Source organism: Streptomyces flavalbus (assembly GCF_042674625.1).
Classification (GTDB): domain Bacteria; phylum Actinomycetota; class Actinomycetes; order Streptomycetales; family Streptomycetaceae; genus Streptomyces; species Streptomyces flavalbus.
Genome location: NZ_JBHTEB010000001.1, coordinates 405,856 through 430,539 on the forward strand (window position 1 = coordinate 405,856; position 24,684 = coordinate 430,539).

Below are 24,684 nucleotides of genomic sequence, written 5' to 3' on the forward strand. Positions count from 1 at the left end.
CGCGGGTGACAGGTCACCACGGGTGACCGCTCTCGCCTCATACGGCCCGGGAAGGTAGACATGGGCACGTGGTCCGGCTATTGGGTCGCTCCGGAACTCGGACGTCGCCCCGCCCCGGAGAGGAGCGCGCCCGGCGCCGCGCCCGCCGGGGCGGCGGGCCGCGGGGTCCCGGCACGGGGCTGCGGCCCGCGCTGAGCGGGCGCAGCCTCGCCGGGCAGGTGTTCGTGCTGCACGTGGTGATCGTGCTGGTGCTGGTGGCCGCCGCGGTGGTGGCGCTGGTGCTCCAGGGACGCGTCGACAGCACCCAGGAGGCCCGCAACCGTTCGCTGGCGGTCGCGGAGACCTTCGCGAACGCGCCGGGCATCCGGGCGGCGCTGGCCTCGCCGGACCCGACCGCCGTGCTCCAGCCGCGCGCGGAGGCGGCGCGCGAGGCGGCGAAGGTGGACTTCATCGTCGTACTCAACACCGACGGGATCCGCTACACCCATCCCAAGCCGGACCGGATCGGGAAGAAGTTCGTGGGCACGATCGAGCCCGCGCTTCAGGGGCGGTCCTTCACCGAGGAGGTCGACGGGACGATCGGGCGGCTGGTGCAGGCGGTGGTGCCGGTCGAGGCGCCGGACGGCACGGTGGTGGGGCTGGTGTCGTCCGGGATCACCACCGAGCACGTCGGCAGTACGGCGGACCGGCAGCTACCGCTGGTGCTGGGCGCCGCCGCGGCGGCGCTGGCGGTGGCGCTGGGCGGTACGGCGCTGGTCAGCAAGCGGCTGCTGCGGCAGACCCACGGCCTCGGCCCGCGCGAGATGACCCGGATGTACGAGCACCACGACGCGGTGCTGCACGCCGTCCGGGAGGGCGTGATCATCGTGGGCGGCGGGGGCGACCTGCTGCTCGCCAACGACGAGGCGCAGCGCCTGCTCGACCTGCCCGCCGACGCCGAGGGACGGCACGTGCGCGACCTCGGCCTCGATCCGGACACCGCCGCGCTGCTGGACTCGGGGCGGGTCGCGACGGACGAGGTGCACCTGGTGGGTGACCGGCTGCTGGCGATCAACCAGCGGCCGACGGACCTGCGCGGCGGCCCGCCCGGCAGCGTCGCCACCCTCCGCGACTCCACCGAGCTGCGCGCCCTGTCCGGCCGGGCGGAGGTGGCCCGGGAGCGCCTGGACATGCTGTACGCCGCCGGGGTGGGCATCGGCACCAGCCTGGACGTCACCCGGACCGCGGAGGAGCTGGCGGAGCTGGTGGTGCCCCGGTTCGCGGACTACGTCACCGTGGACCTCTTCGACGCCGTCCTCGGCGGTGACACCCCGGAGCCGGGGACGGAGCTGCGGCGGGCCGCGTTCAGCGGGGTGCGGGCGGACGTGCCGCTGTACCCGGTGGGCGAGCGGATCGACTTCATCCCCACCTCCCCGCAGGCGCGCAGCCTGCTCACCGGCCAGTCCGTGCTGGAGCCGGACCTGCGGGCGGCGACGGGCTGGCAGGCGCAGCACCCGCGGCGCACCGCCCGGGTGATGGAGCACGGCGTCCACTCGCTGATCACCGCGCCGCTGCGGGTGGGCTCGCTGGTCCTCGGGCTGGTGAACTTCTGGCGGGCGCAGAAGCCGGAGCCGTTCGACGCGGAGGACATGGAGCTGGCGGAGGAGCTGGTGGCGCGGGCCGCGGTCTCCATCGACAACGCCCGCCGCTACACGCGCGAGCACACCATGGCGGTGACGTTGCAGCGCAGTCTGCTGCCGCGCAGCCTGCCCGAGCAGAACGCCCTGGAGATCGCCTACCGGTACCTGCCCGCGCAGGCGGGCGTCGGCGGTGACTGGTTCGACGTACTGCCGCTGTCGGGGACGCGGGTCGCGCTGGTGGTGGGCGACGTCGTCGGGCACGGGCTGCACGCGGCGGCCACGATGGGGCGGCTGCGGACCGCCGTGCACAACTTCTCCGCCCTGGATCTCGCGCCCGACGAACTGCTCGCGCTCCTCGACGACATGGTGGCCAGGATCGACCAGCACGAGACGGCGGAGGGCGGCAGCGCGCCGGTGACGGGCGCGACGTGCCTGTACGCGGTGTACGACCCGGCCTCGCGGCGCTGCACGCTGGCCCGTGCCGGTCATCCGCCGCCCGCGCTGGTCCGCCCGGACGGCTCGGTGGACTTCCTCCAGGTGCCCGCCGGTCCCCCGCTGGGCCTGGGCGGGCTGCCGTTCGAGACGGCGGAGGTGGAGCTGGCCGAGGGCAGCAGGCTGGTGCTGTACACGGACGGGCTGGTGGAGGACCGTACCCGGGACATCGACGAGGGCCTCGACCTGCTGCGCGCCGCGCTGGAGGAGGCGGGGCCGTCGCCGGAGGACACCTGCCGGGCGGTGGTGGACGCCCGGCTGCCCGCCCGGCCCAGCGACGACATCGCCCTGATCGTGGCCCGTACCCGGGCGCTCGGCCCCGGCCAGGTCGCGCACTACGAGGTGCCGCCCGACCCGGCGGCCGTCGGGGAGGTACGGGCCGCGGTCACCCGCCAGCTCACGGAATGGGGCCTGGACGAGGCGGCGTTCACCACCGAACTCATCCTGAGCGAGCTGGTCACCAACGCCATCCGCTACGGCGGCCCGCCCATCCGCGTCCGCGTCCTGCGGGACCGCGCCCTGATCTGCGAGGTCTCCGACGGCAGCAGCACCGCCCCGCACCTGCGGTACGCGGCGATGACGGACGAGGGCGGGCGCGGCCTGTTCCTGGTCGCCCAGCTCGCGGAACGCTGGGGCACCCGCTACCTCCCGGGCGGCAAGGTGATCTGGGCGGAGCAGCCCCTGCCGTGAGGTCATCGGCGTCCTCCCGGGCGGCGGGCCTACGCCGGGGCAGGGCGGGGGGCTGTCGACGAGCGGTCACTCCCGGGCGGCCGTCGACGCCAGGGCGAGGTGGGGAGCTGTCGGAGAGCGGTCACTCCGGGGCGGCGGCGGGCCTACGCTTGGGCGGCGTGTGGAGCTGTGACGGAGCTGGGGGTCTGCGGTCATGACGGCGGAGCGGGCGGCCGAGGCGGCGGTGGACGCCGTGGCGCGGCTCACCGGGCGGCGCGTGGAGTGGCGGCGGGGGCTGTCGGGTGCCGTGCTGGAGGCCGGGCTCGATGACGGGCGGGTGGCCGTGGTCAAGCGCGGGGACGCGCCCGGCGCCGTGCGGGCCGAGGCGACGGGCCTGGCGTGGCTGCGGGACGCGGACGCGGTGCGGGTGCCCGAGGTGTACGGCTGGGACGCGGACTGGCTGGTGACCGAGCGGGTGCCGACCGGGACGCCCGACGGGGCGGCGGCGGTGCGGTTCGGGCGGGAGCTGGCCGCGCTGCACGCGGCGGGCGCGCCCGCGTTCGGCGCCGGGCCGCCCGGCGGGAGCGTGGACGCGTACATCGGGCGCGCGCCGATGCGCAACGAGCCGGGTACGGCGGACACGGCGTGGGCCGACTGGTACGCCGGGCACCGGGTGCTGCCGTATCTGCGCCGGGCGGTCGACGCGGCCGCGGTGCGGTCCGCCGACGCGGGCGTAATCGAGGAGGTGTGCGCGCGGCTGCCGGAGCTGGCCGGGCCGTCGGAGCCGCCCGCGCGGCTGCACGGCGACCTGTGGAACGGCAACGTGCTGTGGGCCGTCGACGGCCGGGTCCGGCTGATCGACCCGGCGGCGCACGGCGGGCACCGGGAGACCGACCTGGCGATGCTGCGGCTGTTCGGCTGCCCGCACCTGGACCGGATCGTCGCGGGCTACGAGGAGGTCCGCCCGCTCGCGGACGGCTGGCGCCAGCGCGTGGGCGTCCACCAGCTCTTCCCGCTGCTGGTCCACGCGGTGCTCTTCGGCGGCGGCTACGGACGCCAGGCCGCCGACGCGGCACGAGCGGCCCTGGCCCGGTGACGAACCCCCGTCCGTCGTTCCCGGGGCCAGGGCCGGATGCCGACGTGCCGGGCGGTCTCAGCCGCCGTTGAGGCGTGCGCGGAGGAGTCCCTTGCCCAGTTCGGCGCCCTTGCGGCTGTCGGCCTGGGCCTTGCGGAACAGCTCCGCGACCTCGGAGTCCTTGGCGCGCTCGGCGTCCTCGATGTACTGCTCCAGACGCAGCGCGTTGTTCAGGCAGGACTCCACGTACCAGATCAGGTTGTAGTCCTTGTCGCGGGTACCGGTGACGCCGCCGGTCTCCGTCTGGCTGGTCATACGGGCCTCCTTGGCGTTGGGTTCGCTCTGGGGTTCGCGACGCCGCCCGGGTACCCGTGCTCCTCGCACACACACAGCGGCGTCGAACGCGCCCACGGCGCAGGAACGCTCCGGCAAAGCGCCAGGCCGCGCCACCCCTTCCGCGCCACCGCCCGGCGTAGAAATATCTACGAGCACGCGGGGGCCAGCGCGGGGAGCCGAGGACCGTATCGGACGGCAGGCCGGAGTCGATCATGAGTAACGCAGTGTGGACGCGCGGCGTGGAGTGGCTCGCCGCCGCGGCCCCGAACCCCCGGGTGTGCAAACGGGGCTGGGACCAGGGCGAGGGCGTCGCCCTGCTCCAGGCGGGCCGCTACTGGGATCTGGTGAGCGTGCCCGACCGGCTGGGACTGCTCGCCCTGGACATGCTGTGGCGGCCCTCGCTGCCGGTGCCGGGGCCGACGCTGGTGGACACGGCGGCCCACCGGGTCGGGTTCTTCCTGCCACCGGACCGCGGCAGCCGCTGGATCGGCGCCGGACTGCGCCACGCGAGCCGCGGCGCCTGGGTGGCGGTGCCGCCGCCGTACCGGCCCGCCCGCTTCCTGGAGTGGGTGATCCCGCCGGACGGCTCGGGCGCGCTGCACGCCCCCGTCACCCTGGAACTGGCGCTGCGGCAGGCCAACGGCACGCTCGCCGTGCTGGAGCCGGTGCGCGGGGCGGAACGGGTCACCGGTCCCGATCTGCCGTGAGGCTGGCCCGGGCCGGACCGCGGACCGGGGGCGCGACCGGTCCCCCGTGCCGGTCGTGCCCCCGCGTGCTCATCGAACTTACGTGGGAAACGCGGCGCTTGTGAATCGTCGCGGTGCCCGCTTCCGCCCGCGGATGGCTCAATCGTGCACAGCCGAGTCCGGATTGCCGGGTTCGGCGCCCGCTTCGTGCCCTGATCGGCGCCCCGCCTCCCGTTCGCACAGGCCGGGGCCCGGCACGGCGCCCAGGGCCAGATGGGCCAGCACGGTCTCGTAGAGGTCGGCCCCGGAGGTCAGCAGTTGGCGTTCGAGGACCGGTTCGGCGCTGCGGACGTGCTCACGCACCGTCTGGGCGTGCACGCCGAGCATCTGCGCGGCGCGTTCGGCGTTGCCCCCGGCGGCGATCCAGCCGCTCAGCGTCCGGCGCAGATCGCGGCCGTCGTGGTCCAGGCGGCCCAGCAGCCCGGCCGCCCAGGCACGCACGGCGGGCCCGGCCAGCAGCTCGCCGAGCCCGGGCGCGGCCGGGGCGCCGCCGTCGTCCGGTACGGCGTCCAGCCCGGCCTCGGTGTTCACGGCGAGGTGGACGGCGGCGCGGGCGGTGAGGTCGGAGAAGTCGGCGCCGATCAGCGCCTCCACGCGCTCCATCCGGGCCCGTACGGTGTTGCGGCTGACGCCCAGGATCTTCGCGGTGCTCACCGCCGTGAACTCCAGCCCCAGGCGGGTGGTGGCGAGCAGCTCGGCGCGGGTGTGGTGCGGCAGGCTGTCCAGCGGGCGCAGGACGTGGGCCGTCCAGGCGCGCAGCGCGGCGGGGTCCATCAGGCGTTCGGGGTGGCTGCGCTCGGCGTACACCGCGGCCTTGTCGGGGCGGAAGCGGGCGACGGCGAGGGCGCTGACGGCCTGTCCGTAGGCGGTGGCGGTCTGGGCGAGGCGCTGGCGGGCGCTGCCGCCGAGGAAGGTGTGCGGGCGCTGGCGCACCAGGTCGCGCAGCGCGCCGGTCTCCGTCTCGCCGGGGGTCAGGATGATCACGTGCTGGTCCATGGCGGGGCAGCGCACCACCAGGGCGCGCTCCCCGATCGCGTCGAGGCACTCCGCGGCGAGCCGGTCCCGGTCGCCGGGGTCGCTCTCGACGACGTGGACGCTGGCGGTGTCGGTGTCCAGCAGGCCCGGCCAGAGCCCGGCGGCGACCCGGCGGGCCGAGACGGTGTCCTCGACCATCAGCAACTGGAGGATGGCCAGCCGCAGGTCGGCGGCGGCCCGTTCGAGCCGGTGCCCGGTGGCGGTGGTCTCGTGGGCGCGCAGCAAAACGTCGATGACGCCCGCGGCGTGGCCGACCATCTCGGCGGTGCGGCGGTCGAAGGGGCCGGGGCGGGCGACGGCCAGCACGCCTGAGGCGGCCGGGGGCGGCAGCTCCACCCTGACCAGGCGCAGTTGGCAGCCCTCCGCGGCCCAGGCCGCCGCCGCGATGCGGCCGGAGGTGAGGTCGGCGACGAGGTCCTCGTCCAGCGGCATCGCGGTGCCCGCGATCAGGGTGCCGGTGTCGTCGGTGAGGGAGACCTCCGCGCCCGCGGTGTGCGCGAGCCAGGTGACGACCCGGTGCACGTCGCGGGAGGTGGGCCGCAGGTGGTCGAGGAGTTCCTCCGCCCAGGTCGGCCGCGGCCCCGGGTGGGCGCCGTCCGGGACGGCCCCATCCTCTGCGCCGACCATGTCACCTTCTCCTCATTCCGCGTCCGGCTCCGGTACACCACGCGGGACGTTACCCCACCGCACCGACGACGCCCCCGGTCGCGCGGGGCGGGGGCGACGGGGCCCGGCGTGGGTGCCGGGTCCCGCCGCCGTCGCTCAGTGAGCCGTGGCGCGGGTGCGGATGCCGACGGCGGCGAGGGCGGCGCCGACGAGGCAGAGGACGCCGGTGACGACGAGGGCCGCGTGCATCCCGTTCATGAACGCCTGGCCGCTGCCCTCGACGACGGCGGCGCGCAGCGGGGCGGGCAGGGAGCCGTCGACCGGCGCGATGCCCATCGCCACCGCGTCCTTGGCCTCCGCGAGCCGGGCCGCCACGCCGTCGGGGACGCCCGCGGCGGACAGTTCGCCGCCGAGCGTGGCGCCGACCCGGGCGCTGATCACGGAGACCAGCACGGAGGTGCCGAGCGCGCCGCCGATCTGGAGGGTGGTGGCCTGCAGGCCGCCCGCCACACCGCCGTCCCGCACCGGCGCGTTGCCCACGATGGCGTCGGAGGAGGCGGCCATCACCATGCCGACGCCGAGGCCGAGCGCGATGAACGGCGGCCACATGGTGGCGTAGGCGGAGTCGGTGGACCAGGTCAGCATCCCGAAGCAGGCGGCGCCCTGGAGCGCCATGCCCAGCGGCATGACCGTGCGGGCGCCGAACCGCTGGGTGAGGGCCGCGCCCAGCGGGGAGGCGACCAGCGAGGCCAGGCTGAGCGGCAGGGTGCGCACGCCCGCCTCGACGGGCGTGAAGCCGCGGACGTTCTGGAGGTACAGCATGACGAAGAAGATCGCGCCGAGCATGACGAAGAAGTTCAGCGCGGTGACGATGGCGCCGACGGTCAGCGCGGAGCTGCGGAACAGCCGCATCGGCAGCAGCGGGTGCGCGATCCGGGTCTCGTACCAGCCGAAGACGGCCAGCACCAGCACGCCCAGCAGGATGGCGCCCCAGGTGCCGCCGGAGGCCCAGCCCCAGGTCTCGCCCTTGACGACGCCGAAGACGGTGGCGAGCAGTCCGAGCGCGAGCAGCAGCACGCCGGGGACGTCGAAGCGGTGGCGTCCGGTGGGGTTCTTCGACTGGGGCAGCACCAGGGCGCTGAAGGCGAACGCGACGACCCCGATGGGCAGGTTGACGAAGAACACCGACTCCCAGTCGACGTGCTCGACGAGGAGTCCGCCGACGATGGGGCCGAGCGCGGTGGAGACGGCGGAGACCATCGCCCAGATGCCGACCGCCATGGCGAACCTCCGCGGCGGGAACACCGCCCGCAGCAGCCCGAGGGTGTTGGGCATCAGCAGACCGCCGAAGACGCCCTGGAGGGCGCGGAAGAGGATGACGCCGTCGATCGACCCGGCGAGCCCGATGGCGACCGAGGAGAGCGCGAACCCGGCGACGCCGACCAGGTAGAAGGTGCGGCGGCCGAAGCGGTCGCCGAGCTTGCCGCCGAGGATGAGGGTGGCGGCGAGGGCCAGCAGGTAGGCGTTGGTGACCCACTGGAGCTGCGCGGTGGACGCGTTGAGGTCCACGCCGATGGCGGGGTTGGCGATGGCCACGACGGACCCGTCGAGCTGCACCATGAACAGGCCGAACGCGACCGCGCACAGCGTCAGCCAGGGGTTGGACCGGCGACGGCCGGAGGCGGGCGGACGCGCGTCGGGACGTGCGGGCGCGCCGGAGGGATCCACGAGCGTGGACGACATGGGGATGCCTTCTCTTCGGAAGATGAGCTGAGTTGCGGGGGATACCAGGGGCTCCTGCGGACAGGGCTCAGTGGCCCGGGGCCCGCAGCCCGCGCGTGAGTGAGGTGAGCGCGCCCAGCACGGAGCCGAGGGCGTCCAGCTCGCCCTCGGTCAGGGACCGCAGCGCCTCGCTGAGGTGCGCGACCTGCAGCTCACGGACCTCGGCCAGGCGGCGCCGCGAGGTCGGCGTCAGGTACAGGTGCGCGACGCGCTTGTCAGCGCTGTCCTGACGGCGCTCCAGCAGGTGCTGGTCGGTGAGCTGGGAGACCAGCGCGCTGACGTTGTTCGGCTTCATCAGCAGTGCCTCGGCGGCCTGGCGCACGGTGGCGCCCTCGTGCCGCTGGACGAACCGCAGCAGCGCGAGCTGCCCCTCGGGCGGCTTGGGGTGCGGGTAGTCCCCGGCGACCCGCCGGTCGAGGGCCCGGTGCAGCGCGGGCAGGACGGCCGCCAGCTCGGAGGCTGTGCGGGCGACGTCCCTTCGGGGCGCGCTGGACTCGGGCATGACGCGAGAATAGGTATAGAGCCATACCCATGTCAAAAAGGTATGCCCTCATACCCAACCCACTCCCCTCCCCCGGCCCGGTCCGCGCGCGCCCCGCCCGGGCGCCCGGCATAAGCTCGGCGGATGGCGAAGTACTACGACGTGCACCCCGACAACCCCCAGCCGCGCACCATCGCGCAGATCGCCGACAGCATCCGCGCGGACGCGCTGATCGCCTACCCGACGGACTCCTGCTACGCGCTGGGCTGCCGCATCGGCAGCCGTGACGGCGTGGAGCGGATCCGGTCGATCCGGCACCTGGACGACCGGCACCACTTCACGCTGGTGTGCCAGGACTTCGCGCAACTGGGCCAGTTCGTACGGGTGGACAACGACGTGTTCCGCGCGATCAAGGCGTCCACGCCGGGCAGCTACACCTTCATCCTCCCGGCGACGAAGGAGGTGCCGCGGATGCTCCAGCACCCGAAGAAGAAGACCGTCGGCGTGCGCATCCCCGACCACGTCGTCACCCAGTCCCTGCTGCACGCCCTCGGTGAGCCGCTGCTGTCCAGCACCCTGCTGCTGCCCGACGAGGAGGAGCCGCTGACCCAGGGCTGGGAGATCAAGGACCGGCTCGACCACGTCCTGGACGGCGTGGTGGACTCCGGCGACTGCGGCACCGAACCGACGACGGTGATCGACTTCTCGGGGGGCGAGGCGGAGATCATCCGCCGCGGCGCGGGGGACGTCACGCGCTTCGAGTAGGGGGCACCCCGACCGCGATCGCCCGCCCGGTGCCCACGACCGACCTCCCGTCGTACCGCCTCCGGGCGAGGCGAGCACGCCACACGCCGACCACTCCATTGACATGCACGCGTCCCGGCGGGATTCTTGAGAGCGCTCTCACGACTGGTACGGACCAACCCCCCATCCGGCCAACTCCCCCCACACGTACACCCGCACGGAGGTGCAGAGAGTGCTCGTACGCCTCACCCGCCGCCTGCTGACGATGGCCACCGCGGCCACCCTGCTCGGCGCGGCCCTCACCCTCGGCTCAGGTCCCGCCGCGCAGGCCGCGGTGCCGGACTCCATCCCGCTCCAGTTGACCAACAACTCCGGCCGCGGTGACGCGGTCCACGTCTACGTCCTGGGCACCTCCCTGACGACCGGTCAGCAGGGCTGGGCCGACGCCAGCGGCGCCTTCCACGCCTGGCCCGCCGGGGGCAACCCGCCGGTGCCCGCGCCGGACGCGGCCATCCCCGGGCCCGCCGCGGGGCAGACCAAGACCATCCGCATCCCCAAGCTCTCCGGCCGCATCTACTTCTCGTACGGCCAGAAGCTGGACTTCAGACTCGCGACGGGCGGTCTGGTGCAGCCCGCCGTGCAGAACCCCGGCGACCCCAACCGGAACATCCTCTTCAACTGGTCGGAGTACACCCTCAACGACTCCGGCCTGTGGCTCAACAGCACCCAGGTCGACATGTTCTCCGCGCCGTACGCGGTCGGCGTGCAGCGCGCCGACGGCACCACGGTGAGCACCGGGCGGCTCAAGGCGGGCGGCTACCGCGCCGTCCTGAACGGGCTGCGGGCCCAGCCGGGCGGCTGGGCGGGGCTGGTGCAGACCCGCTCCGACGGCACCGTGCTGCGCGCCCTCTCCCCGGCGTACGGCCTGGAGACCGGGGCGCTCCCGGCCGCCGTCCTGGACGACTACGTCAACCGGGTCTGGCAGAAGTACGCGACGACCACGCTGACGGTGACCCCGTTCGGCGACCGGCCAGACATCAGGTACTACGGGCGGGTCTCCGGCGGCGTCATGAACTTCACCAACTCCTCCGGCGCGGTCGTCACCAGCTTCCAGAAGCCCGACGCGCCCAGCGTGTTCGGCTGCCACCGGCTGCTCGACGCCCCCAACGACCAGGTGCGCGGCCCGATCTCGCGCACCCTGTGCGCGGGCTTCAACCGCTCCACGCTGCTCACCAACCCCAACCAGCCCGACACCTCGGCGGCGGGCTTCTACCAGGACGCGGTGACCAACCACTACGCCCGGCTCATCCACGACCGGATGGCCGACGGCAAGGCGTACGCCTTCGCCTTCGACGACGTCGGCAACCACGAGTCCCTCGTGCACGACGGCAACCCGCGCCAGGCGTACCTCACGCTGGACCCGTTCGACTGACCCGGACGGCCGCCAGGGGCCGGAACGCGTGCGCCCGCACCCCACGGCACGCGTTCCGGCCCCGTCACGTGCGCGCCGTCACCAGCGCCCCGGCTCGCTCCCGACCAGCGGCTGCGACGCCCGCCCGTCCGGCCCGACGGGGACGTCCCCGGCGAGCATCACGCGGTGCATCACGCGCGGGTGGCCGAGGTGGGCGTTGTCGCTCGGCGCGAGGTGGATGGTGGCGCGGTTGTCCCAGAAGGCCACGCTGCCGGGCTCCCAGCGGAACCGGACGGTGTACTCGGGCCGTACCGCCTGCTCGATCAGCATGTCCAGGACGGCCTGGCTCTCCGGGCGGGAGAGGCCGTCGATCCGCTCCACGTAGTAGCCGTTGACGAACAGCACGCGCTCGCCGGTCTCCGGGTGCACCCGCACCAGCGGGTGCAGGGTGGCGACCTGGTGGTCCAGCAGGTGCCGCACATAGGCGTCGTCGCCGGGGCGCGCCTGGTAGCCGACGCCGAGCCGGTGCTCGGCGCGCAGCCCGGCGACGAAGTCGCGCACCGGCGCGGAGAGCCCGGCGTACGCGGCGGCCAGGTTGGACCAGGTGGTGTCGCCGCCGTAGGGCGGAACCGTCTCGGCGCGCAGGATCGTCGCGGCGGGCGGGTCCACGCGGGCGCCGTGGTCGCAGTGCCAGCCGCGCAGCAGGGTGTGGCGGCGCCGCCGCAGCCACTCCTCGTGCTCCATGCCGTACCGTCCGCCCAGTTCGAACCGGTCGGCGGTGGTCTCCACCTCCGGCACGCCGGGCGGTGAGGCCGAGCCGCGGCGCGGCAGCACCACCGGGTCGCCGAAGCGGCGGGCGAACCGCACATGGGCGGCGTGGTCCAGGCGCTGGCCGCGGAAGAACACCACCTTCCAGCGCAGCACCGCCGCCCGGACGGCGGCCACCTGGGCGTCGTCCAGGTCCGCGGCGAGGTCGACGCCGGTGATCTCGGCGCCGATGTGCCCGGCGACCGGACGCACCTCGATCCCCGCGGCCCGCGCCGCCGTCCCGTCGTCCACCGTGGTCTCGTCCGTCGTCATACGCGCTCCGCTGGTCGTCGGTGCCGGTACCACCGCTGATCGTGGCAGCGCCCGGCGCGCCTGGCGACAGCGGGGTCTTGACCTGCCGCTGCCCGGGGTACCCGGGGGGAGCCGTGCTGGCGTACGGGAAGGAGCCGGAGGTGGGTGGGAGTGACCGGCTGCGGGAGTACCGCGGCAAGCGGGACTTTGGGCGGACGCGCGAGCCCGAGGGGCGGCCCGGGGACGAGGGCGAGCGGCCCCGGTTCGTGGTGCAGATCCATGACGCGAGCACCCTGCACTTCGACTTCCGGCTCCAGGTGGACGACGTCCTGAAGTCCTGGTCCGTGCCGAAGGGCCCGTCGGCGGACCCCCGGGACAAGCGGCTCGCGGTGCCGACGGAGGACCATCCGCTGGAGTACGAGGAGTTCGAGGGCGTCATCCCGCGCGGGGAGTACGGCGGCGGCACGGTGATCGTGTGGGACCACGGCACCTACGAGCCGCTCAGCCATGACCGCCGGGGGCGTCCGGTGGACTTCGCCGAGTCGCTGGAGCGCGGGCACGCCACGTTCCGGCTGTCCGGCGCGAAGCTGCGCGGCGAGTACGCGCTCACCCGGTTCCGGGGCGCGGACGACGACGCGTGGCTGCTGGTGAAGGCGGGCCGGGGAGGCGGACACGGCGGTACGCCGGACCCGCGCCGGGCCCGTTCGGCGCGCAGCGGCCGTACGCTCGCGCAGGTGCGGGCGGCACAGGAGGCGGCGGCCTCCTGACCCCGGGGCGCGGCCTCCCGGCCACCGGGCCGGGGTGTGCGGAGCACCGCGCGGGGGCACCCGGGGCCCGCGGGCGCCGGTCCGCGCCCGGCGCCTCCGAACGTGAGGGCGAGACGGTGACAGGTCACGAGGCCAGAGGGCCCTGCAGGGACCCGGGCGGGGTCGTGACGGCCCTGGCGGTGCTGCACGCGTTGCCAGCCGCCGCCTACGTCGTGGACGAACGGGGCTGCGTCACCGGGATCAACCGCGCGGCGGAACACCTGCTGCGACGCACCGCCGAGGATCTGCTCGGGCTCGACGCGCACGAGGCGCTGCACCGCGACCGGTGCGGCAACCCGGTGCCCCGGGCCCAGTGCCAGGTCCGCCGGGCGGGGCTGGCCGGTCGCGTCGAACTGGGCACCGACGTCTGGTTCGAGCGGGGCGACGGCACCCTGCTGCCCGTCGGCTGGCTGGTCGCCCCGTACGTGGCGGAGGGCACGGTGACATCGACGCTGGTGGTGTTCCAGACCCGCGAGGCCGACCTCGGCGAGGAGCGACGGCGGGGCGGGCCCCTTCCCGAACTGGAGCGCCTCGCCCTGCTGGCGGAGCTGACCACCCAGCTGACCTCCACCATGGACGGCGAGGAGGCGATGCGGCGGCTGGTCGCCCTCGTGGTGCCGCGGCTGGCGGACTGGGCCGTCATCGACCTGATCACCGAGAACGAGGAGGTGCGGCGCGCGGCGGTGCTCACCGTCAGCGACGGCGCGCTGGTGCACCACCGGGACCTCCAGGGCCCGATGCCGCCGATCCCCGGGGACTCCGAGCTGCCGGTGGCGCGCGCCCTGCGCGGCGCGGCGTCCACGCTGGCCAGCCCGGAGATGTACCAGGGACCGCTCGCCTCCGGCATGGCGGTCGAGCAGCGCAGGCTGTTCGCGGCCACGGGCATCCACTCCGCGGCGGTCGGCCCGATCCGTGGCCTGCGGGAGGTGATGGGCGCGCTCACCCTCGGCCGGTCGGACCGCCCGGACCCGTTCACCGGCGAGGACCTGCCGTTGCTGGAGGACATCTGCCGACGCCTCGGCATCGCGCTCGACAACGTGCGGCTGTACGAGCGGCAGCGGAAGGTGGCCGAGACGATGCAGCGCCATCTGCTGCCGCAGTTGCCCGAGGTGCCCGACCTGGAGATGACCGTGCGGTACGTCTCGGCGCCCGACGCCTCCCAGGTCGGCGGCGACTGGTACGACGCCTTCCAGCTCCCCGACGGGGCGACGGCCCTCGCCATCGGCGACGTCGTGGGCCATGACCTGGAGGCCGCCGCCGACATGGCGCAGCTCCGCAACATGCTGCGCGCCTACGCCTGGTCGCAGCAGCAGCCGCCCAGCAAGATCGTGGAGTGGCTGGACCAGGCGGCGATGGAACTGGCGGAGATCGACATGGCCACGATGATCTTCGCGCGGGTGACCCGGGCGGGGAGCGCCGGGTGGGAGCTGTCGTGGACCAACGCCGGGCATCCCCCGCCGCTGCTGGTCACCCGGGACGGGCTGGCCACCTACCTTGAGGACGGCCACAGCATCCTGCTCTGCTCCGGGGCGCTGCTGCCCCGCCCCGACGCCACGGCGCTGCTGCCGCCGAGGTCGACCCTGCTGCTCTACACCGACGGCCTCATCGAGGTGCCCGGCGAGTCGATCGAGGCGGGCCTGGGGCGCCTGAGCCGCAACGCCGCCTCGCTCGCGCACCGGCCGCTGGAGTCCTTCACCGACGAGTTGCTGGCCCGGACGCGTCCACCGGACAACGACGACGACGTGGCGGTCCTGGCGCTGCGCACACCGGAGGACGACCGCGACACGCGGTGAGGGACCGGCCCGTCGGCCCGGCCACGCCGCGTCCCCCGTCGGGATTGCCGTGACCGGCCGCGCGTGAGCCGCGGGGCGGGGACGGCCCCTCAGGCGCCGGGCGCTTCCCCGGCGGCCTTCGCCACGCCGCGCGCCCAGAGCACCAGCGGCACCTGCAGCGGCAGCCGGGCGACGGCGGTGGCCTTCTGCGGGGTCGGGCGGTGCCGCCAGTCGACGGCCATCTTCACGTTGGCGGGGAAGACGCCGACGAAGAACGCGGCCGACGCGAGCGCGGCGGCCCGTCGGGTGCGGGGCAGCGCGATCCCGGCGGCGAGGGCGAGTTCGGCGGCACCGCTGACGTACGTCCAGGTGCGGGGTGAACCGGGGAGGGCGCGCGGGACGATCGCGTCGAACTGGCGCGGGGCGGCGAAGTGCGCCACGCCCGCGGTGGCCAGCAGACCGGCGAGCAGCAGCGGTGAGCGTTCGGACCGGGACACGGTGCCTCCTCTGGTGACCTGCCCGGCGATATTACTCGCAGGTAGCGCGGGGCCCGTGGGAGGGGCCCAGACGGCGACCCGGTGCCCGGTCCCCTCGTCGGCGGCGTGGGCGACGAAGTCGTCGACCATGCGGTGGAAGAGGGTGGCGAGCTGGCGCGGTTCCTCGGGGGTCCAGTGCGCCAGGGCGAGCCGCATACCCCGGGAGCCCACGGCGCGGACGCGGTCGATGGCGCCGCGCCCCTCGGCGGTCAGCTCGATGCGCTGGGCGGGGCGGTCCTCGGGGTCGGGGACCCGGCGGACGTACCCGGCCTTGTGCAACTGCTGCACCGTACGGGTCACATGGGACGCCTCCACGCCGAGCCGGTGGGCCCGCTCCCCGGGCACTGGGGCTCCGTGTCCGCGATCTGTCCCCGCCCCGCCGCCGGGCTGCGTCCCGCATCCTCCGATGGGGGGAACGGCGCGGACGGACCGCGTGGCGGGCCGCCGGGGTGTCGACACCTTCAGCCGTGACCCTGCCGCTGATCGCGCCCATGCTCGCCACCCCCGGTTCCCTGCCACCCGCCGCGCAGGACGCCCGGTGGGCGTACGAGACCAAGCAGGACGGCCAGCGGGTGATCGTGTACCTCGCCGGGGACGGCACCCTGGTCCTGCGCGCCCGGTCGGGGGAGGACATCACCGCCGCCTACCCGGAGCTGCGCCCGCTCGGCGCCGCGCTCGGGGACATCCCGGCGGTGCTGGACGGCGAGGTGGTGGCGCTGGACGAACACGGGCGCGGCGACTTCCAGTTGCTCCAGTCCCGGATGGGGCTGGCGCACTCCCCCGGCCGGGCGGCGCGCAGGGCGGCCGAGGTGCCCGTGCACCTGGTGCTGTTCGACGTGCCGTACCTCGCGGGGCGCCCACTGCTGCGGCAGCCGTACGCGCGGCGCCGGGAACTGCTGGAAGGGCTCGGTCTCGCGGGGCCGTCCTGGTCGACCCCGGCCGCGATCACCGGGCACGGCGAGGCGGCGCTGCGCGCGACCCGGGAGCACGGCCTTGAGGGGCTGGTCTGCAAGCGGCTGGACTCGCCGTACGAGCCCGGGGTACGCTCCCGGGCCTGGATCAAGATCCGCAACATGCAGGGCGTGGACGTCGTCCTCGGCGGCTGGCTGCCCGGCAAGGGGCGGCTCACGGGCCTGCCCGGGGCCGTGCTGGTCGGCCAGCGCGCCGCGGGGCGGCTCAGGTACGTCGGCAGCGTGGGCACCGGCTGGAGCGACGCCGAGCGGACCGAGCTGGCCGCGCTGCTGCGGGCCGACGAGACCACCGTATGCCCCTTCGCACCGGTGCCGAGGGTACCGGGCGCGCGCTGGGTGCGGCCAAGGCTGGTGGGCGAGGTCCGGTTCGCCACCCGGACCCGGGCCGGGATGCTGCGGCAGCCGTCCTGGCTGCGGCTGCGGCCGGACCTCGCGCCGGAGGAGTCGGCGGCGGACATTCCCGGCGATCTGGTCTGACGTGCCGTCAATCGACCGGCGAAGAAGCGGTTGAGCAGGAAAGTATTGGGCTGCGCTTCACCACGGGTACGCCCGTGACCCCTTGGCCCGCCCCCGAAGATCGGCGAAGCTGAACTCCCCATCCCCCCACAGCCGTTGGGCTGCACCGGGTCCTGAGGAGGACACAGTGTCCCTGAAGTCCGCGCTCCTTCGCCGCAGATGGCTCACCGGGCTGGGCGGTGCCGCCGCCCTCGTCATCGCCTTCCCCGCCGTCGCGTTCGCCGCCCCGCCCCCGGCGCTGCCCGCCAACGCCGAGGCCGCCGAGCGCACCTTCCAGCCCGCCTACGACTACGACACCGACGGCTGCTACGCCACCCCCGCCATCAGCGCCGACGGCACGGTCAACGGCGGTCTGAACCCGACCGGAGCCCTGAACGGCAACTGCCGGGACGCCTCCGACCTCGACAACACCAACGGGTACTCGCGCTACAAGTGCAACAACGGCTGGTGCGGGTACGTGTACGCCTCCTACTTCGAGAAGGACCAGGCGCTGCCCGGCACCAGCCTCGGCGGGCACCGGCACGACTGGGAGCACGTCGTGGTGTGGGTGCGGGACGGCGTCGCCCAGTACGTGTCGACGTCCAACCACGGCTCGTTCACCGTCCACGACCGCTCCCAGATACGGTGGGACGGCACCCACGCCAAGGTCGTCTACCACAAGGACGGCATCGGCACCCACTGCTTCCGCGCCGCCAACTCGGGCGACGAGCCGCCGGAGAACCACAAGGGCACCTGGCAGTACCCGCCGCTGGTCGGCTGGAACGGCTACCCGGCGGGCGTCAGGGAGAAGCTGTCCGCCTACGACTTCGGCAGCGCCCACTTCGGCCTGAAGGACGCCAGCTTCGCCTCCCACCTCGCGTCCGCGAAGCCCTCGGGCATCCCCTTCGACCCGTACGCGTGACACCGGGGGCGTCCCGCCCCTGGGGACCCCGCGGGGGCGGGATGGGGCTATGGTGTCCGGCATGTCAGTTCCCGAGCTGATCCGTGTCGTGTCCCGTGACTCCCCCATGGCGCTCGCCCAAGTGGAGCGCGTTCGGGCCGAGTTGGCCGCGCTCCATCCCGGTGTGCGGACCGAGGTCGTGCCGGTGAGGACCACCGGCGACAAGTGGCTGGGCGACCTGTCGCAGGTCGAGGGCAAGGGCGCGTTCACCAAGGAGGTCGACGCGGCGCTGCTCGCCGGGGACGCCGACCTGGCGGTGCACTGCGTCAAGGACGTGCCCGCGGACCGGCCGCTGCCCGCGGGCACGGTGTTCGCCGCGTTCCTCGCCCGGGACGACATCCGCGACGCGCTGGTGCACCCCGGCGGGCTCACCCTCGACGAGCTGCCGCCGGGGACCCGCGTCGGCACCTCGTCGGTGCGCCGCGTCGCCCAGCTCGCCGCCACCCACCCGCACCTGACCTGCGTGCCGTTCCGCGGCAACGCCAACCGGCGCCTCGCCAAGCTGGCCGCCGGTGAGGCGGACGCGCTGCTGCTCGCCGTCTCCGGCCTGGAGCGCATCGGCCGCCGCGACGTGATCAGCGAGGTGCTCTCCCCCGAGACGATGATGCCGCCGATCGGCGCGGGCATCCTGGCCCTGCAGTGCCGGGAGGACGACACCGCCCTGATCGACGCCGTCAGCGCGCTCGGCGATCCGGACACCCACCGGGAGGCCGCCGCCGAGCGGATGTTCCTGCATGTGCTGCAAGGACACTGCAACAGCCCGATCGCCGGGTACGCGCGCGTGGACCGCGGGGGTGAGCTGTCGCTGCGCGCCTGCGTGTTCACCCCGGACGGCAAGACCCGGCTGAACGCCCACGAGTGGGCGGGCCGCCTCGACCCGGCGACGCTCGGCACGTCGGTCGCCGTCTCCCTGCTGCGCCAGGGCGCCCGCGACATCATCGACGGCATCCCGCACTGACCCCGGCCGCGACAGCGGCCACGGTCCGCCGTCCCGTCCGGTTGGTCCGCCGCCAACGGGGAACCCCGTGCGTGCGGTGACGTCTCACCTGGTACGGGAGGAACTCGTGGCGGTACGGCATCGACTGATACAGGCCACCCCGGAGGCGGTGTGGGCCGTCCTGGCGGACGGCGGCCGGTACGTGGAGTGGGTGGTGGGGCCATCGAACGTCACCCCCGAGGCCGGGCACTGGCCCGAGGTCGGCGCGACGATCGTCTACCAGGTCCGGCTCGGGCCCGTCCGACTGCGCAACGAGTCCGTGGTCAGGCGCTGTGAACCGGGCTCCGTGCTGGAGATCGAGGCCAAGGCGGGCCGCCTCGGCACCGCCCGCATCGCCATCGAGCTGCGCCCCTGGGGCGAACAGTGCCTGGTCATCGTGGACGAGCACCCGCTGCGCGGCCCCGGTGGGCTGCTGCACAACGTGGGCGTCGAGGCGCTGATCCAGGTGCGGCACCGGGCGATGCTCGACCGGCTCGCCAAGCTCTGCGAGGCGGGCGACGGGTGCCGTCCCGACCCGGCGGACACCGAGGGCGCCGTGGAGTGGGGAACGGGGACCGGCCGTGCCTGACGCGGTGGTCGTCGGGTCCGGCCCCAACGGGCTGGTGGCGGCCAACCTGCTGGCGGACGCCGGGTGGAGCGTCGAGGTCCTGGAGGAGCAGCCCGAGCCGGGCGGCGCCGTCCGCCACGACGGCGAGGTGGCCCCCGGCTTCGTCAACGACCTGTTCAGCTCCTTCTACCCGCTGGCCGCCGCCTCCCCGGTGCTGGCGGCGCTGCGGCTGGGGGACCACGGACTGCGCTGGGCGCACGCCCCGCACGTCCTCGCCCACCCGCTGACCGACGGCACCTGTGCCGTCCTCGACCGCGACCCGGGCACCACCGCCGCCTCCCTGGACGCCTTCGCGCCCGGCGACGGCGCCGCCTGGGACCGGCTGCACGCGGTGTGGGAACGCTACCGGTCCGACATCCTCGACGCCCTCTTCACGCCCTTCCCGCCGGTCCGGGCGGGCGCCCGGCTGGCCCTGCGGCTGCGCGGCGGGGGCGGCCTGAGACTGGCCCGCACCCTGGTGCTGCCGGTGCGCAGGATGGGCGAGGAGGAGTTCCGCGGCGAGGGCGGCAGACTGCTGCTCGCGGGCAACGCGCTGCACGCCGACCTCGCGCCCGAGGCGGCCGGGAGCGGCGGCTTCGGCTGGCTGATGTCGATGCTCGGCCAGACCTACGGCTTCCCCTCGCCGGTCGGCGGCTCCGGGGCCCTCACCGCGGCCCTGGTCCACCGGCTGGAGGCCCGCGGCGGCACCCTGCGCTGCGGGCGGCGGGTGGAGCGGATCGTGGTCCGCGACGGGCGCGCGGTGGGCGTGCGCACGGCCGGGGGCGAGACGGTCACCGCGCACCGCGCCGTCCTCGCGGACGTGTCGGCGCCCGCGCTCTACGGCCAGCTCGTCGCGCCCGAGCACCTGCCCGGGCAGGTCCTCGCCGACCTGCGCCGCTTCCAGTGGGACTTCGCCACCTTCAAGGTGGACTGGGCACTGGACGGGCCGGTGCCCTGGAGCTGCGCGGCGGCGGCCGGTGCTGGCACGGTGCACCTGGCCGACGGCGTCGACGAGCTGACCCGGTTCGCCGCCCAGATCGCCATGCGGCTGGTCCCCGACCGCCCCTTCTCGCTGCTGGGCCAGATGACGACCACGGACCCCTCCCGCTCACCCCGCGGCACCGAGTCCGCCTGGGCCTACACCCACGTCCCGCACGACATCCGGGGCGACGCGGGCGAGGAGGGGATCACCGGCGCCTGGGACGCGCGGGACCGGGAACTCATGGCCGACCGGGTCGAGCGCCAGGTGGAGCGGTTCGCCCCCGGCTTCCGGGCGCTGATCCGGGCCCGCCGCGTGCTGGCCCCGCCGACGCTCCAGGGCCTGAACGCCAACCTTGCGGACGGCGCCATCAACGGGGGCACCGCCGCCCTGCACCAGCAGCTCGTCTTCCGGCCCGTGCCCGGCACCGGGCGGCCGGAGACCCCGGTCGCCGGGCTCTTCCTCGCCTCCGCGGCGGCCCACCCGGGCGGCGGTGTGCACGGCGCGCCGGGTGCCAACGCCGCGCGCGCCGCGCTGCGCCAGCACCGGTGGGCCGGTCTCACCCGGGTGCAGCGCGCCCTCACCGGCCGCGACCGCACGGGCGACCGCGCATGACCCCCGCGTTCCCGTGTCCCCCGCGTCCCCCGCGTCCCCCGGCGGAGCGGAGCGGCCCGTGACGGACAGCCCGCTGAGGAACCGCACCGTGGTGGTCACCGGCGCGGCGCGCGGAGTGGGCGCCGCCCTGGCCCGCGCGAGCGCCCTGCGGGGGGCGCGGCTCGCCCTGCTCGGCCATGAGAAGCCGCTCCTTGACGAGGTGGCGGCGGCCCTGCCGACCTCCGCCGTCGCGATCGAGACCGACGTCACCGACCCGGCAGCGCTGGACGGCGCCGCCCACGAGGTGCGCGAGCGGCTCGGACCGCCGTCGGTCGTGGTCGCCAACGCCGGGATCGCGCTGGGCGGACCCTTCGCCACGTCGGACCCCGACGAGTGGGCCCGGGTCGTCGAGGTGAACCTGACCGGCAGCGCCCACACGGCCCGCGCCTTCCTGCCCGACCTGCGCCGCACCGCGGGCTACCACCTCCAGATCGCCTCGCTGGCCGCACTGGGCGCCGTCCCGATGATGAGCGCCTACTGCGCCTCGAAGGCGGGCGTGGAGGCGTTCACCCACGCGCTGCGCGCGGAGGTCGCCCACCACGGGGTCGCCGTGGGCATCGCCTACCTCAACTGGATCGACACCGACATGATCCGGGACGCCGACCGGCACGCGGTCCTGCGCGAGGTGCGCGCCCACCTGCCCGCGCCAGCGCGCCGCGCCCGGTCCGCGGACACGGCCGCCGACCGGTTGGTCAGCGCCATGGAGCAGCGCAGCACCGCCGTGTACGTGCCGCGCTGGCTGCGCCTCCTCCAGGCGGGGCGCGGCGCGGTGCCGCCCGTCGCCCTGCGGGTCGCCCGACGGCACCTGCCCCGCCTGGAGGCCGGGGGCGCCCTGGGCTCGACCGGCCCGCTCGGCGCGGGCGGCCGGGCTGACCACCGTGCGCGCGGCGTCAGCTCACCAGGATCTGCGGGGCGGACTCCTTGATCCTGGCGTTGGCCCAGCGCAACTGCCGCAGGGTGTCGGGGTGGCAGCGCTGGGACAGAGCCAGCAGGTCGGTGTCCCGAACGGCTTGGGCGGCCTGGGCGAGCATCTCCCAGTCGACGGAGACTCCGGACGCCTCGGTGTAGACCTTCCGCAGATCGCGCAGGACGAGCAGGGCGGCCTCGCCGCGGCGGCCGACGAGTTCGCTGGACTTCTCCCGCAGTCGGCCGGTGAGCGTGGGCTCGGTGGCTGGTGCGGGGTCGAGGGTGACGCCGTAGCGGGGGCCGAAGTCGGCGATCTCGCGGACGTGCCGCTGCGACCAGCCCGCCAGGTCACGGGCGAGGTAGTGGATGTCGTGGTCGGTTCCGTGCCGTTGGGAGACGTGGAACAGCTCGGTGGCGAGGGCGTTCTCGTCGTGGTGCAGGGCGCGCAGGGCCAGTCCGATCCTCATCGCGTACCTCCGCCGGTGGGGTCGTGCGGTGCCTCGCTGGCCCGGCCCGCGGGACCGCCGCGGGTGGCCGGGACGTCCGCGGCCGAGGGGGCGGACGCCGTGGTGGTCGGGGCGGGGGCCGGGTGCTGGCCCGGCCGCAGGCGGCTGACGCGGGCCGCCGCCGTCTTGAAGAGCGGCTGTTTGGACGCCGGGTCCCAGTCGGTGAGGGTGAGTTCGTTGGCGGCGCGGCCGTCGCCGTCCGGCGCGCTGCCGGAGGGGCGGTCCCAGTAGCCGTAGTGGAACGGCAGGAACACCACCCCGTCGCGGATGGCGCTGACGCGGGCCGCGGCGCGGACCGAGCCGCGTGGCGTCGTCACCTCGACGAGGTCTCCCTCACCGATGCCGAGGGCGGCGGCGTCGCCGGGGGAGATCTCCACCCAGACCTCGGGGGCCGCGTCCTGGAGCTGCGGCGCGCGGGCGGTCTTGGTGCGGGTGTGGAAGTGGTAGAGGGTGCGGCCCGTGATCAGGACGAAGGGGTGGTCGTCGTCGGGCGGCTCGTGCGGCGGCAGGAAGCCCGCCGACTTGATCACCGCCTTGCCGGACGGGTTGAGGGCCCGGTACTCGGTCGGCTCCACCGGGACCCGGTCACCAGGTCGCGGCCGTAGCTCTCGCACTGCTCCGGCGCCGCGAAGAACGTGCCGTCGGCGTAGAGCCGCTCGGTGCCGTCGGGGTGCTCCTCGTCGCAGGGCCACTGGATGCCGCTGCCGCCGCGCAGCCTGGCGTAGGTGATGCCGGAGTAGTCGCACGGACGGCCTCGCGAGCACTCCTTCCACGCCTCGAACGCCGACTCCGGGTCGTGCCACTTGACGAGGGGGGCGCCGTCCTTGTCGCGCAGGTCCATGCGGCGCGCGTAGTCCAGGAATATGTCCAGGTCCGCGCGGGCCTGGCCGGGTGGTTCCACGGCCTTCTCGGACAGGTGGACGGTGCGGTCGGCGTTGGTGAGGGTGCCGGTCTTCTCACCCCAGGTGGCCGCCGGGAGCACCACGTCCGCCAGTTGGGCCGTCTCCGTCAGGAACAGGTCCTGGACGACGACGAAGAGCCGCCGCTGCGCCAGGACGGAGCGCACGCGGCGCAGTTCGGGCAGGGACACGGCCGGGTTGGTGCCGCTGATCCACAGCAGCCGCAGGGAGCCCTCCTCGGCGTACCGCATCATCTGCATGAGGTGCGTGGGCGGCGCGTAGTGCGGAATCCGCGCCGGGTCGACGTTCCACACCCGGGCCAGGTCCTCGACGTGTGCCGGGTTGTTCCAGTTGCGGAAGCCCGGGAGGTCCCCGTCGGCGCCGCACTCGCGGGTGTTCTGCGCGGTGGGCTGTCCGTTCATCTGGAGGACGCCGCACCCGGGCCTGCCGAGCATCCCGCGCACCAGGTGCAGGTTGTTGACCTGGACGGCGGCGGCTGTCGCCTGGTGGGACTGGTAGAAGCCCTGGAGGACGGTGGACAGCAGCCGTTCGCTGGTGCCGAGGACGCGCGCGGCCCTGCGGACGTCCTCGGCGGGGACGTCGCAGATCTCGGCGGCGCGTTCCGGGGGGTAATCCTTCACCCGCTCGGCGAGTTCCTCGAAGCCGACGGTGTGCTCCCGGACGTAGCCGTGGTCGACCCAGCCGTGGGCGATGACCTCGTGCAGCAGGGCGTTCATGAGTGCCACGTTGGTCCCCGGGCGGGGCGCGAGGTGCACCGTCGCGGCGCGGGCGACGGGCGTCGTGCGCGGGTCGACGCACACGAGCGCGGGAGGCTGGGGCCCGGCCAGCCGGTCCAGGACCCGCGACCACAGCACCCCCTGCGTCTCGGCCATGTTGTGCCCGAACAGGGCGATGGCGTCCGCGTGGTCGACGTCGGTGTAGGAGCCGGGCTGCCCGTCGCAGGCGAAGGACTCCTTGAGCGCGGACGCGGCGGTGGCCGTGCACAGGCGGGTGTTGCCGTCGACGTGGTGGGTGCCGAGCCCGCCGCGGGCGATGACCGCGAGGGTGTAGTACTCCTCCAGGAACAACTGGCCGGTCGTGTAGAAGCCGGTCGCGCTGGGGCCCTGCTCGTCCAGCAGTTCCCGGGTGCGGGCGACGACGCGGTCCATCGCCGCGTCCCACGACGTCGGCACCAGCCGCCCGCCCTCCCGCACCAGCGGCTCCGTCAGCCGGTCGGGCGAGGCGTTGGCCTGCCAGGCGAACAGGTCCTTCGGATCGAGCCGCCCGTGGTTGACACGGTCGACGGCCCGGCCGCGGACACCGACGATCCGTCCGTCCTTGACCGCGATGTCCATCGCGTCCCCGTTGGAGTGCAGCAGCGACGCCGACTGCGCCCAGCGGTCGACGTCCCGCTCGTCGACGCCTTCCTGGAGGTACGCGTCGACACGCACCGGCCAGCGCTCCCCGGCGCCGTACGGGGTGCGGCTCCCCCAGGGTTCGGCGATGCGGTCCGACTGTGCCATCGACTGCCTCCCTGTGCGGTGTCTGCCCCCTCCCTGTA

20 protein-coding genes and 2 pseudogenes are annotated in these 24,684 nt (G+C 74.8%); 13 read left to right on the plus strand and 9 right to left on the minus strand.

The genetic code is table 11. The features are described from left to right. The first annotated feature begins 68 nt into the window (after positions 1–68). Together ACFQZ6_RS01770 and ACFQZ6_RS01775 are read left to right on the plus strand one after the other, a co-directional pair. On the plus strand, positions 69–2,801 hold the full coding sequence (locus ACFQZ6_RS01770; RefSeq protein WP_381604555.1) for a SpoIIE family protein phosphatase: 2,733 nt from the start codon (positions 69–71) through the stop codon (positions 2,799–2,801). A gap of 193 nt (positions 2,802–2,994) precedes the next feature. Beyond that, positions 2,995–3,876, plus strand: coding sequence for a fructosamine kinase family protein (locus ACFQZ6_RS01775; protein ID WP_381604556.1), 882 nt, complete (start codon positions 2,995–2,997; stop codon positions 3,874–3,876). 57 nt (positions 3,877–3,933) lie between these two features. On the opposite strand, the gene ACFQZ6_RS01780 is transcribed toward ACFQZ6_RS01775, so the two are convergent. Then, on the minus strand, positions 3,934–4,170 hold the full coding sequence (locus tag ACFQZ6_RS01780) for a hypothetical protein (RefSeq protein ID WP_381604557.1): 237 nt from the start codon (positions 4,168–4,170) through the stop codon (positions 3,934–3,936). Positions 4,171–4,403: 233 nt separating this feature from the next. On the opposite strand from ACFQZ6_RS01780, the gene ACFQZ6_RS01785 reads away from it, so the two are divergent. After that, a complete protein-coding gene (locus ACFQZ6_RS01785; protein ID WP_381604558.1) occupies positions 4,404–4,898 on the plus strand; it encodes a hypothetical protein in 495 nt (164 codons plus the stop codon). A gap of 138 nt (positions 4,899–5,036) precedes the next feature. Here ACFQZ6_RS01785 and ACFQZ6_RS01790 read toward each other — a convergent pair whose 3' ends face one another. The 3 genes from ACFQZ6_RS01790 to ACFQZ6_RS01800 all read right to left on the minus strand — a co-directional run bounded on the left by ACFQZ6_RS01790 (position 5,037) and on the right by ACFQZ6_RS01800 (position 8,862). Then, positions 5,037–6,599: a helix-turn-helix domain-containing protein gene (locus tag ACFQZ6_RS01790; RefSeq protein ID WP_381604559.1), complete on the minus strand. Its 1,563-nt coding sequence runs from the start codon at positions 6,597–6,599 to the stop codon at positions 5,037–5,039. 135 nt (positions 6,600–6,734) lie between these two features. Beyond that, positions 6,735–8,321 carry an MFS transporter gene (locus ACFQZ6_RS01795; RefSeq protein ID WP_381604560.1) on the minus strand — a complete coding sequence of 529 codons (1,587 nt, stop codon included), beginning with the start codon at positions 8,319–8,321 and terminating at the stop codon, positions 6,735–6,737. Between the two features lie 67 nt (positions 8,322–8,388). After that, positions 8,389–8,862 carry a MarR family winged helix-turn-helix transcriptional regulator gene (locus ACFQZ6_RS01800; RefSeq protein ID WP_381604561.1) on the minus strand — a complete coding sequence of 158 codons (474 nt, stop codon included), beginning with the start codon at positions 8,860–8,862 and terminating at the stop codon, positions 8,389–8,391. 123 nt (positions 8,863–8,985) lie between these two features. On the opposite strand from ACFQZ6_RS01800, the gene ACFQZ6_RS01805 reads away from it, so the two are divergent. Beyond that, positions 8,986–9,606 carry an L-threonylcarbamoyladenylate synthase gene (locus ACFQZ6_RS01805; RefSeq protein WP_381604562.1) on the plus strand — a complete coding sequence of 207 codons (621 nt, stop codon included), beginning with the start codon at positions 8,986–8,988 and terminating at the stop codon, positions 9,604–9,606. Between the two features lie 211 nt (positions 9,607–9,817). Continuing rightward, positions 9,818–11,017, plus strand: a complete 1,200-nt coding sequence (locus tag ACFQZ6_RS01810) for a glycoside hydrolase family 64 protein (RefSeq protein WP_381604563.1) — start codon at positions 9,818–9,820, stop codon at positions 11,015–11,017. Positions 11,018–11,095: 78 nt separating this feature from the next. Here the strand turns inward: ACFQZ6_RS01810 and ACFQZ6_RS01815 are convergent, their stop codons facing one another. After that, complete coding sequence (locus ACFQZ6_RS01815) at positions 11,096–12,076, minus strand: TauD/TfdA dioxygenase family protein (protein WP_381604564.1); 981 nt, start codon at positions 12,074–12,076, stop codon at positions 11,096–11,098. A 140-nt stretch (positions 12,077–12,216) separates the two neighbouring features. Here ACFQZ6_RS01815 and ACFQZ6_RS01820 point away from each other — a divergent pair, with 140 nt between their 5' ends. Further along, a complete protein-coding gene (locus ACFQZ6_RS01820) occupies positions 12,217–12,822 on the plus strand; it encodes a DNA polymerase ligase N-terminal domain-containing protein (protein ID WP_381604565.1) in 606 nt (201 codons plus the stop codon). Positions 12,823–12,986: 164 nt separating this feature from the next. Further along, complete coding sequence (locus ACFQZ6_RS01825; protein ID WP_381604566.1) at positions 12,987–14,654, plus strand: SpoIIE family protein phosphatase; 1,668 nt, start codon at positions 12,987–12,989, stop codon at positions 14,652–14,654. A gap of 89 nt (positions 14,655–14,743) precedes the next feature. On the opposite strand, the gene ACFQZ6_RS01830 is transcribed toward ACFQZ6_RS01825, so the two are convergent. After that, positions 14,744–15,130, minus strand: a complete 387-nt coding sequence (locus ACFQZ6_RS01830; protein ID WP_381617990.1) for a DoxX family protein — start codon at positions 15,128–15,130, stop codon at positions 14,744–14,746. A gap of 87 nt (positions 15,131–15,217) precedes the next feature. Then, positions 15,218–15,543, minus strand: a pseudogene (locus tag ACFQZ6_RS01835) (MarR family winged helix-turn-helix transcriptional regulator); the annotation flags it as partial. A 93-nt stretch (positions 15,544–15,636) separates the two neighbouring features. On the opposite strand from ACFQZ6_RS01835, the gene ACFQZ6_RS01840 reads away from it, so the two are divergent. The 6 genes from ACFQZ6_RS01840 (at position 15,637) to ACFQZ6_RS01865 (ending at position 21,737) form a co-directional block, all read left to right on the plus strand. Continuing rightward, a complete protein-coding gene (locus tag ACFQZ6_RS01840) occupies positions 15,637–16,617 on the plus strand; it encodes an ATP-dependent DNA ligase (protein ID WP_381604567.1) in 981 nt (326 codons plus the stop codon). A 166-nt stretch (positions 16,618–16,783) separates the two neighbouring features. Beyond that, a complete protein-coding gene (locus ACFQZ6_RS01845) occupies positions 16,784–17,557 on the plus strand; it encodes an NPP1 family protein (RefSeq protein WP_381604568.1) in 774 nt (257 codons plus the stop codon). Between the two features lie 61 nt (positions 17,558–17,618). Then, positions 17,619–18,554 (plus strand): hydroxymethylbilane synthase, encoded by a 936-nt coding sequence (gene hemC / locus ACFQZ6_RS01850; RefSeq protein ID WP_381604569.1) that lies wholly within the window; start codon positions 17,619–17,621, stop codon positions 18,552–18,554. A gap of 106 nt (positions 18,555–18,660) precedes the next feature. Beyond that, entirely contained in the window at positions 18,661–19,161 is a 501-nt protein-coding gene (locus ACFQZ6_RS01855) for an SRPBCC family protein (RefSeq protein ID WP_381617993.1), read from the plus strand. Beyond that, positions 19,154–20,773 (plus strand): phytoene desaturase family protein, encoded by a 1,620-nt coding sequence (locus ACFQZ6_RS01860; protein WP_381604570.1) that lies wholly within the window; start codon positions 19,154–19,156, stop codon positions 20,771–20,773. The genes ACFQZ6_RS01855 and ACFQZ6_RS01860 overlap by 8 nt, the downstream gene beginning before the upstream one ends. Positions 20,774–20,831: 58 nt before the next feature. Continuing rightward, positions 20,832–21,737 carry an SDR family oxidoreductase gene (locus tag ACFQZ6_RS01865; RefSeq protein ID WP_381604571.1) on the plus strand — a complete coding sequence of 302 codons (906 nt, stop codon included), beginning with the start codon at positions 20,832–20,834 and terminating at the stop codon, positions 21,735–21,737. Here the strand turns inward: ACFQZ6_RS01865 and ACFQZ6_RS01870 are convergent. Together ACFQZ6_RS01870 and ACFQZ6_RS01875 are read right to left on the minus strand one after the other, a co-directional pair. Further along, the gene (locus ACFQZ6_RS01870) at positions 21,703–22,185 is read right to left on the minus strand and encodes a hypothetical protein (protein WP_381604572.1); all 483 of its coding nucleotides are present in this window, start codon (positions 22,183–22,185) and stop codon (positions 21,703–21,705) included. The two genes, ACFQZ6_RS01865 and ACFQZ6_RS01870, sit on opposite strands and share 35 nt — an antisense overlap. Beyond that, positions 22,182–24,646 (minus strand): annotated as a pseudogene (locus tag ACFQZ6_RS01875) (molybdopterin oxidoreductase family protein). The gene ACFQZ6_RS01870 and the pseudogene ACFQZ6_RS01875 overlap by 4 nt, the downstream one beginning before the upstream one ends. Between the last annotated feature and the right edge of the window lie 38 nt (positions 24,647–24,684).

What these genes read in the sequence shown, in the direction of transcription:
- ACFQZ6_RS01870 (WP_381604572.1), bottom strand. Translation starts at nt 22,185, where the DNA reads ATGAGGATCGGACTGGCCCTGCGCGCCCTGCACCACGACGAGAACGCC.
- ACFQZ6_RS01805 (WP_381604562.1), top strand. Translation starts at nt 8,986, where the DNA reads ATGGCGAAGTACTACGACGTGCACCCCGACAACCCCCAGCCGCGCACC.
- ACFQZ6_RS01800 (WP_381604561.1), bottom strand. Translation starts at nt 8,862, where the DNA reads ATGCCCGAGTCCAGCGCGCCCCGAAGGGACGTCGCCCGCACAGCCTCC.
- ACFQZ6_RS01785 (WP_381604558.1), top strand. Translation starts at nt 4,404, where the DNA reads ATGAGTAACGCAGTGTGGACGCGCGGCGTGGAGTGGCTCGCCGCCGCG.
- ACFQZ6_RS01815 (WP_381604564.1), bottom strand. Translation starts at nt 12,076, where the DNA reads ATGACGACGGACGAGACCACGGTGGACGACGGGACGGCGGCGCGGGCC.
- ACFQZ6_RS01790 (WP_381604559.1), bottom strand. Translation starts at nt 6,599, where the DNA reads ATGGTCGGCGCAGAGGATGGGGCCGTCCCGGACGGCGCCCACCCGGGG.
- ACFQZ6_RS01780 (WP_381604557.1), bottom strand. Translation starts at nt 4,170, where the DNA reads ATGACCAGCCAGACGGAGACCGGCGGCGTCACCGGTACCCGCGACAAG.
- ACFQZ6_RS01775 (WP_381604556.1), top strand. Translation starts at nt 2,995, where the DNA reads ATGACGGCGGAGCGGGCGGCCGAGGCGGCGGTGGACGCCGTGGCGCGG.
- ACFQZ6_RS01795 (WP_381604560.1), bottom strand. Translation starts at nt 8,321, where the DNA reads ATGTCGTCCACGCTCGTGGATCCCTCCGGCGCGCCCGCACGTCCCGAC.
- hemC (WP_381604569.1), top strand. Translation starts at nt 17,619, where the DNA reads ATGTCAGTTCCCGAGCTGATCCGTGTCGTGTCCCGTGACTCCCCCATG.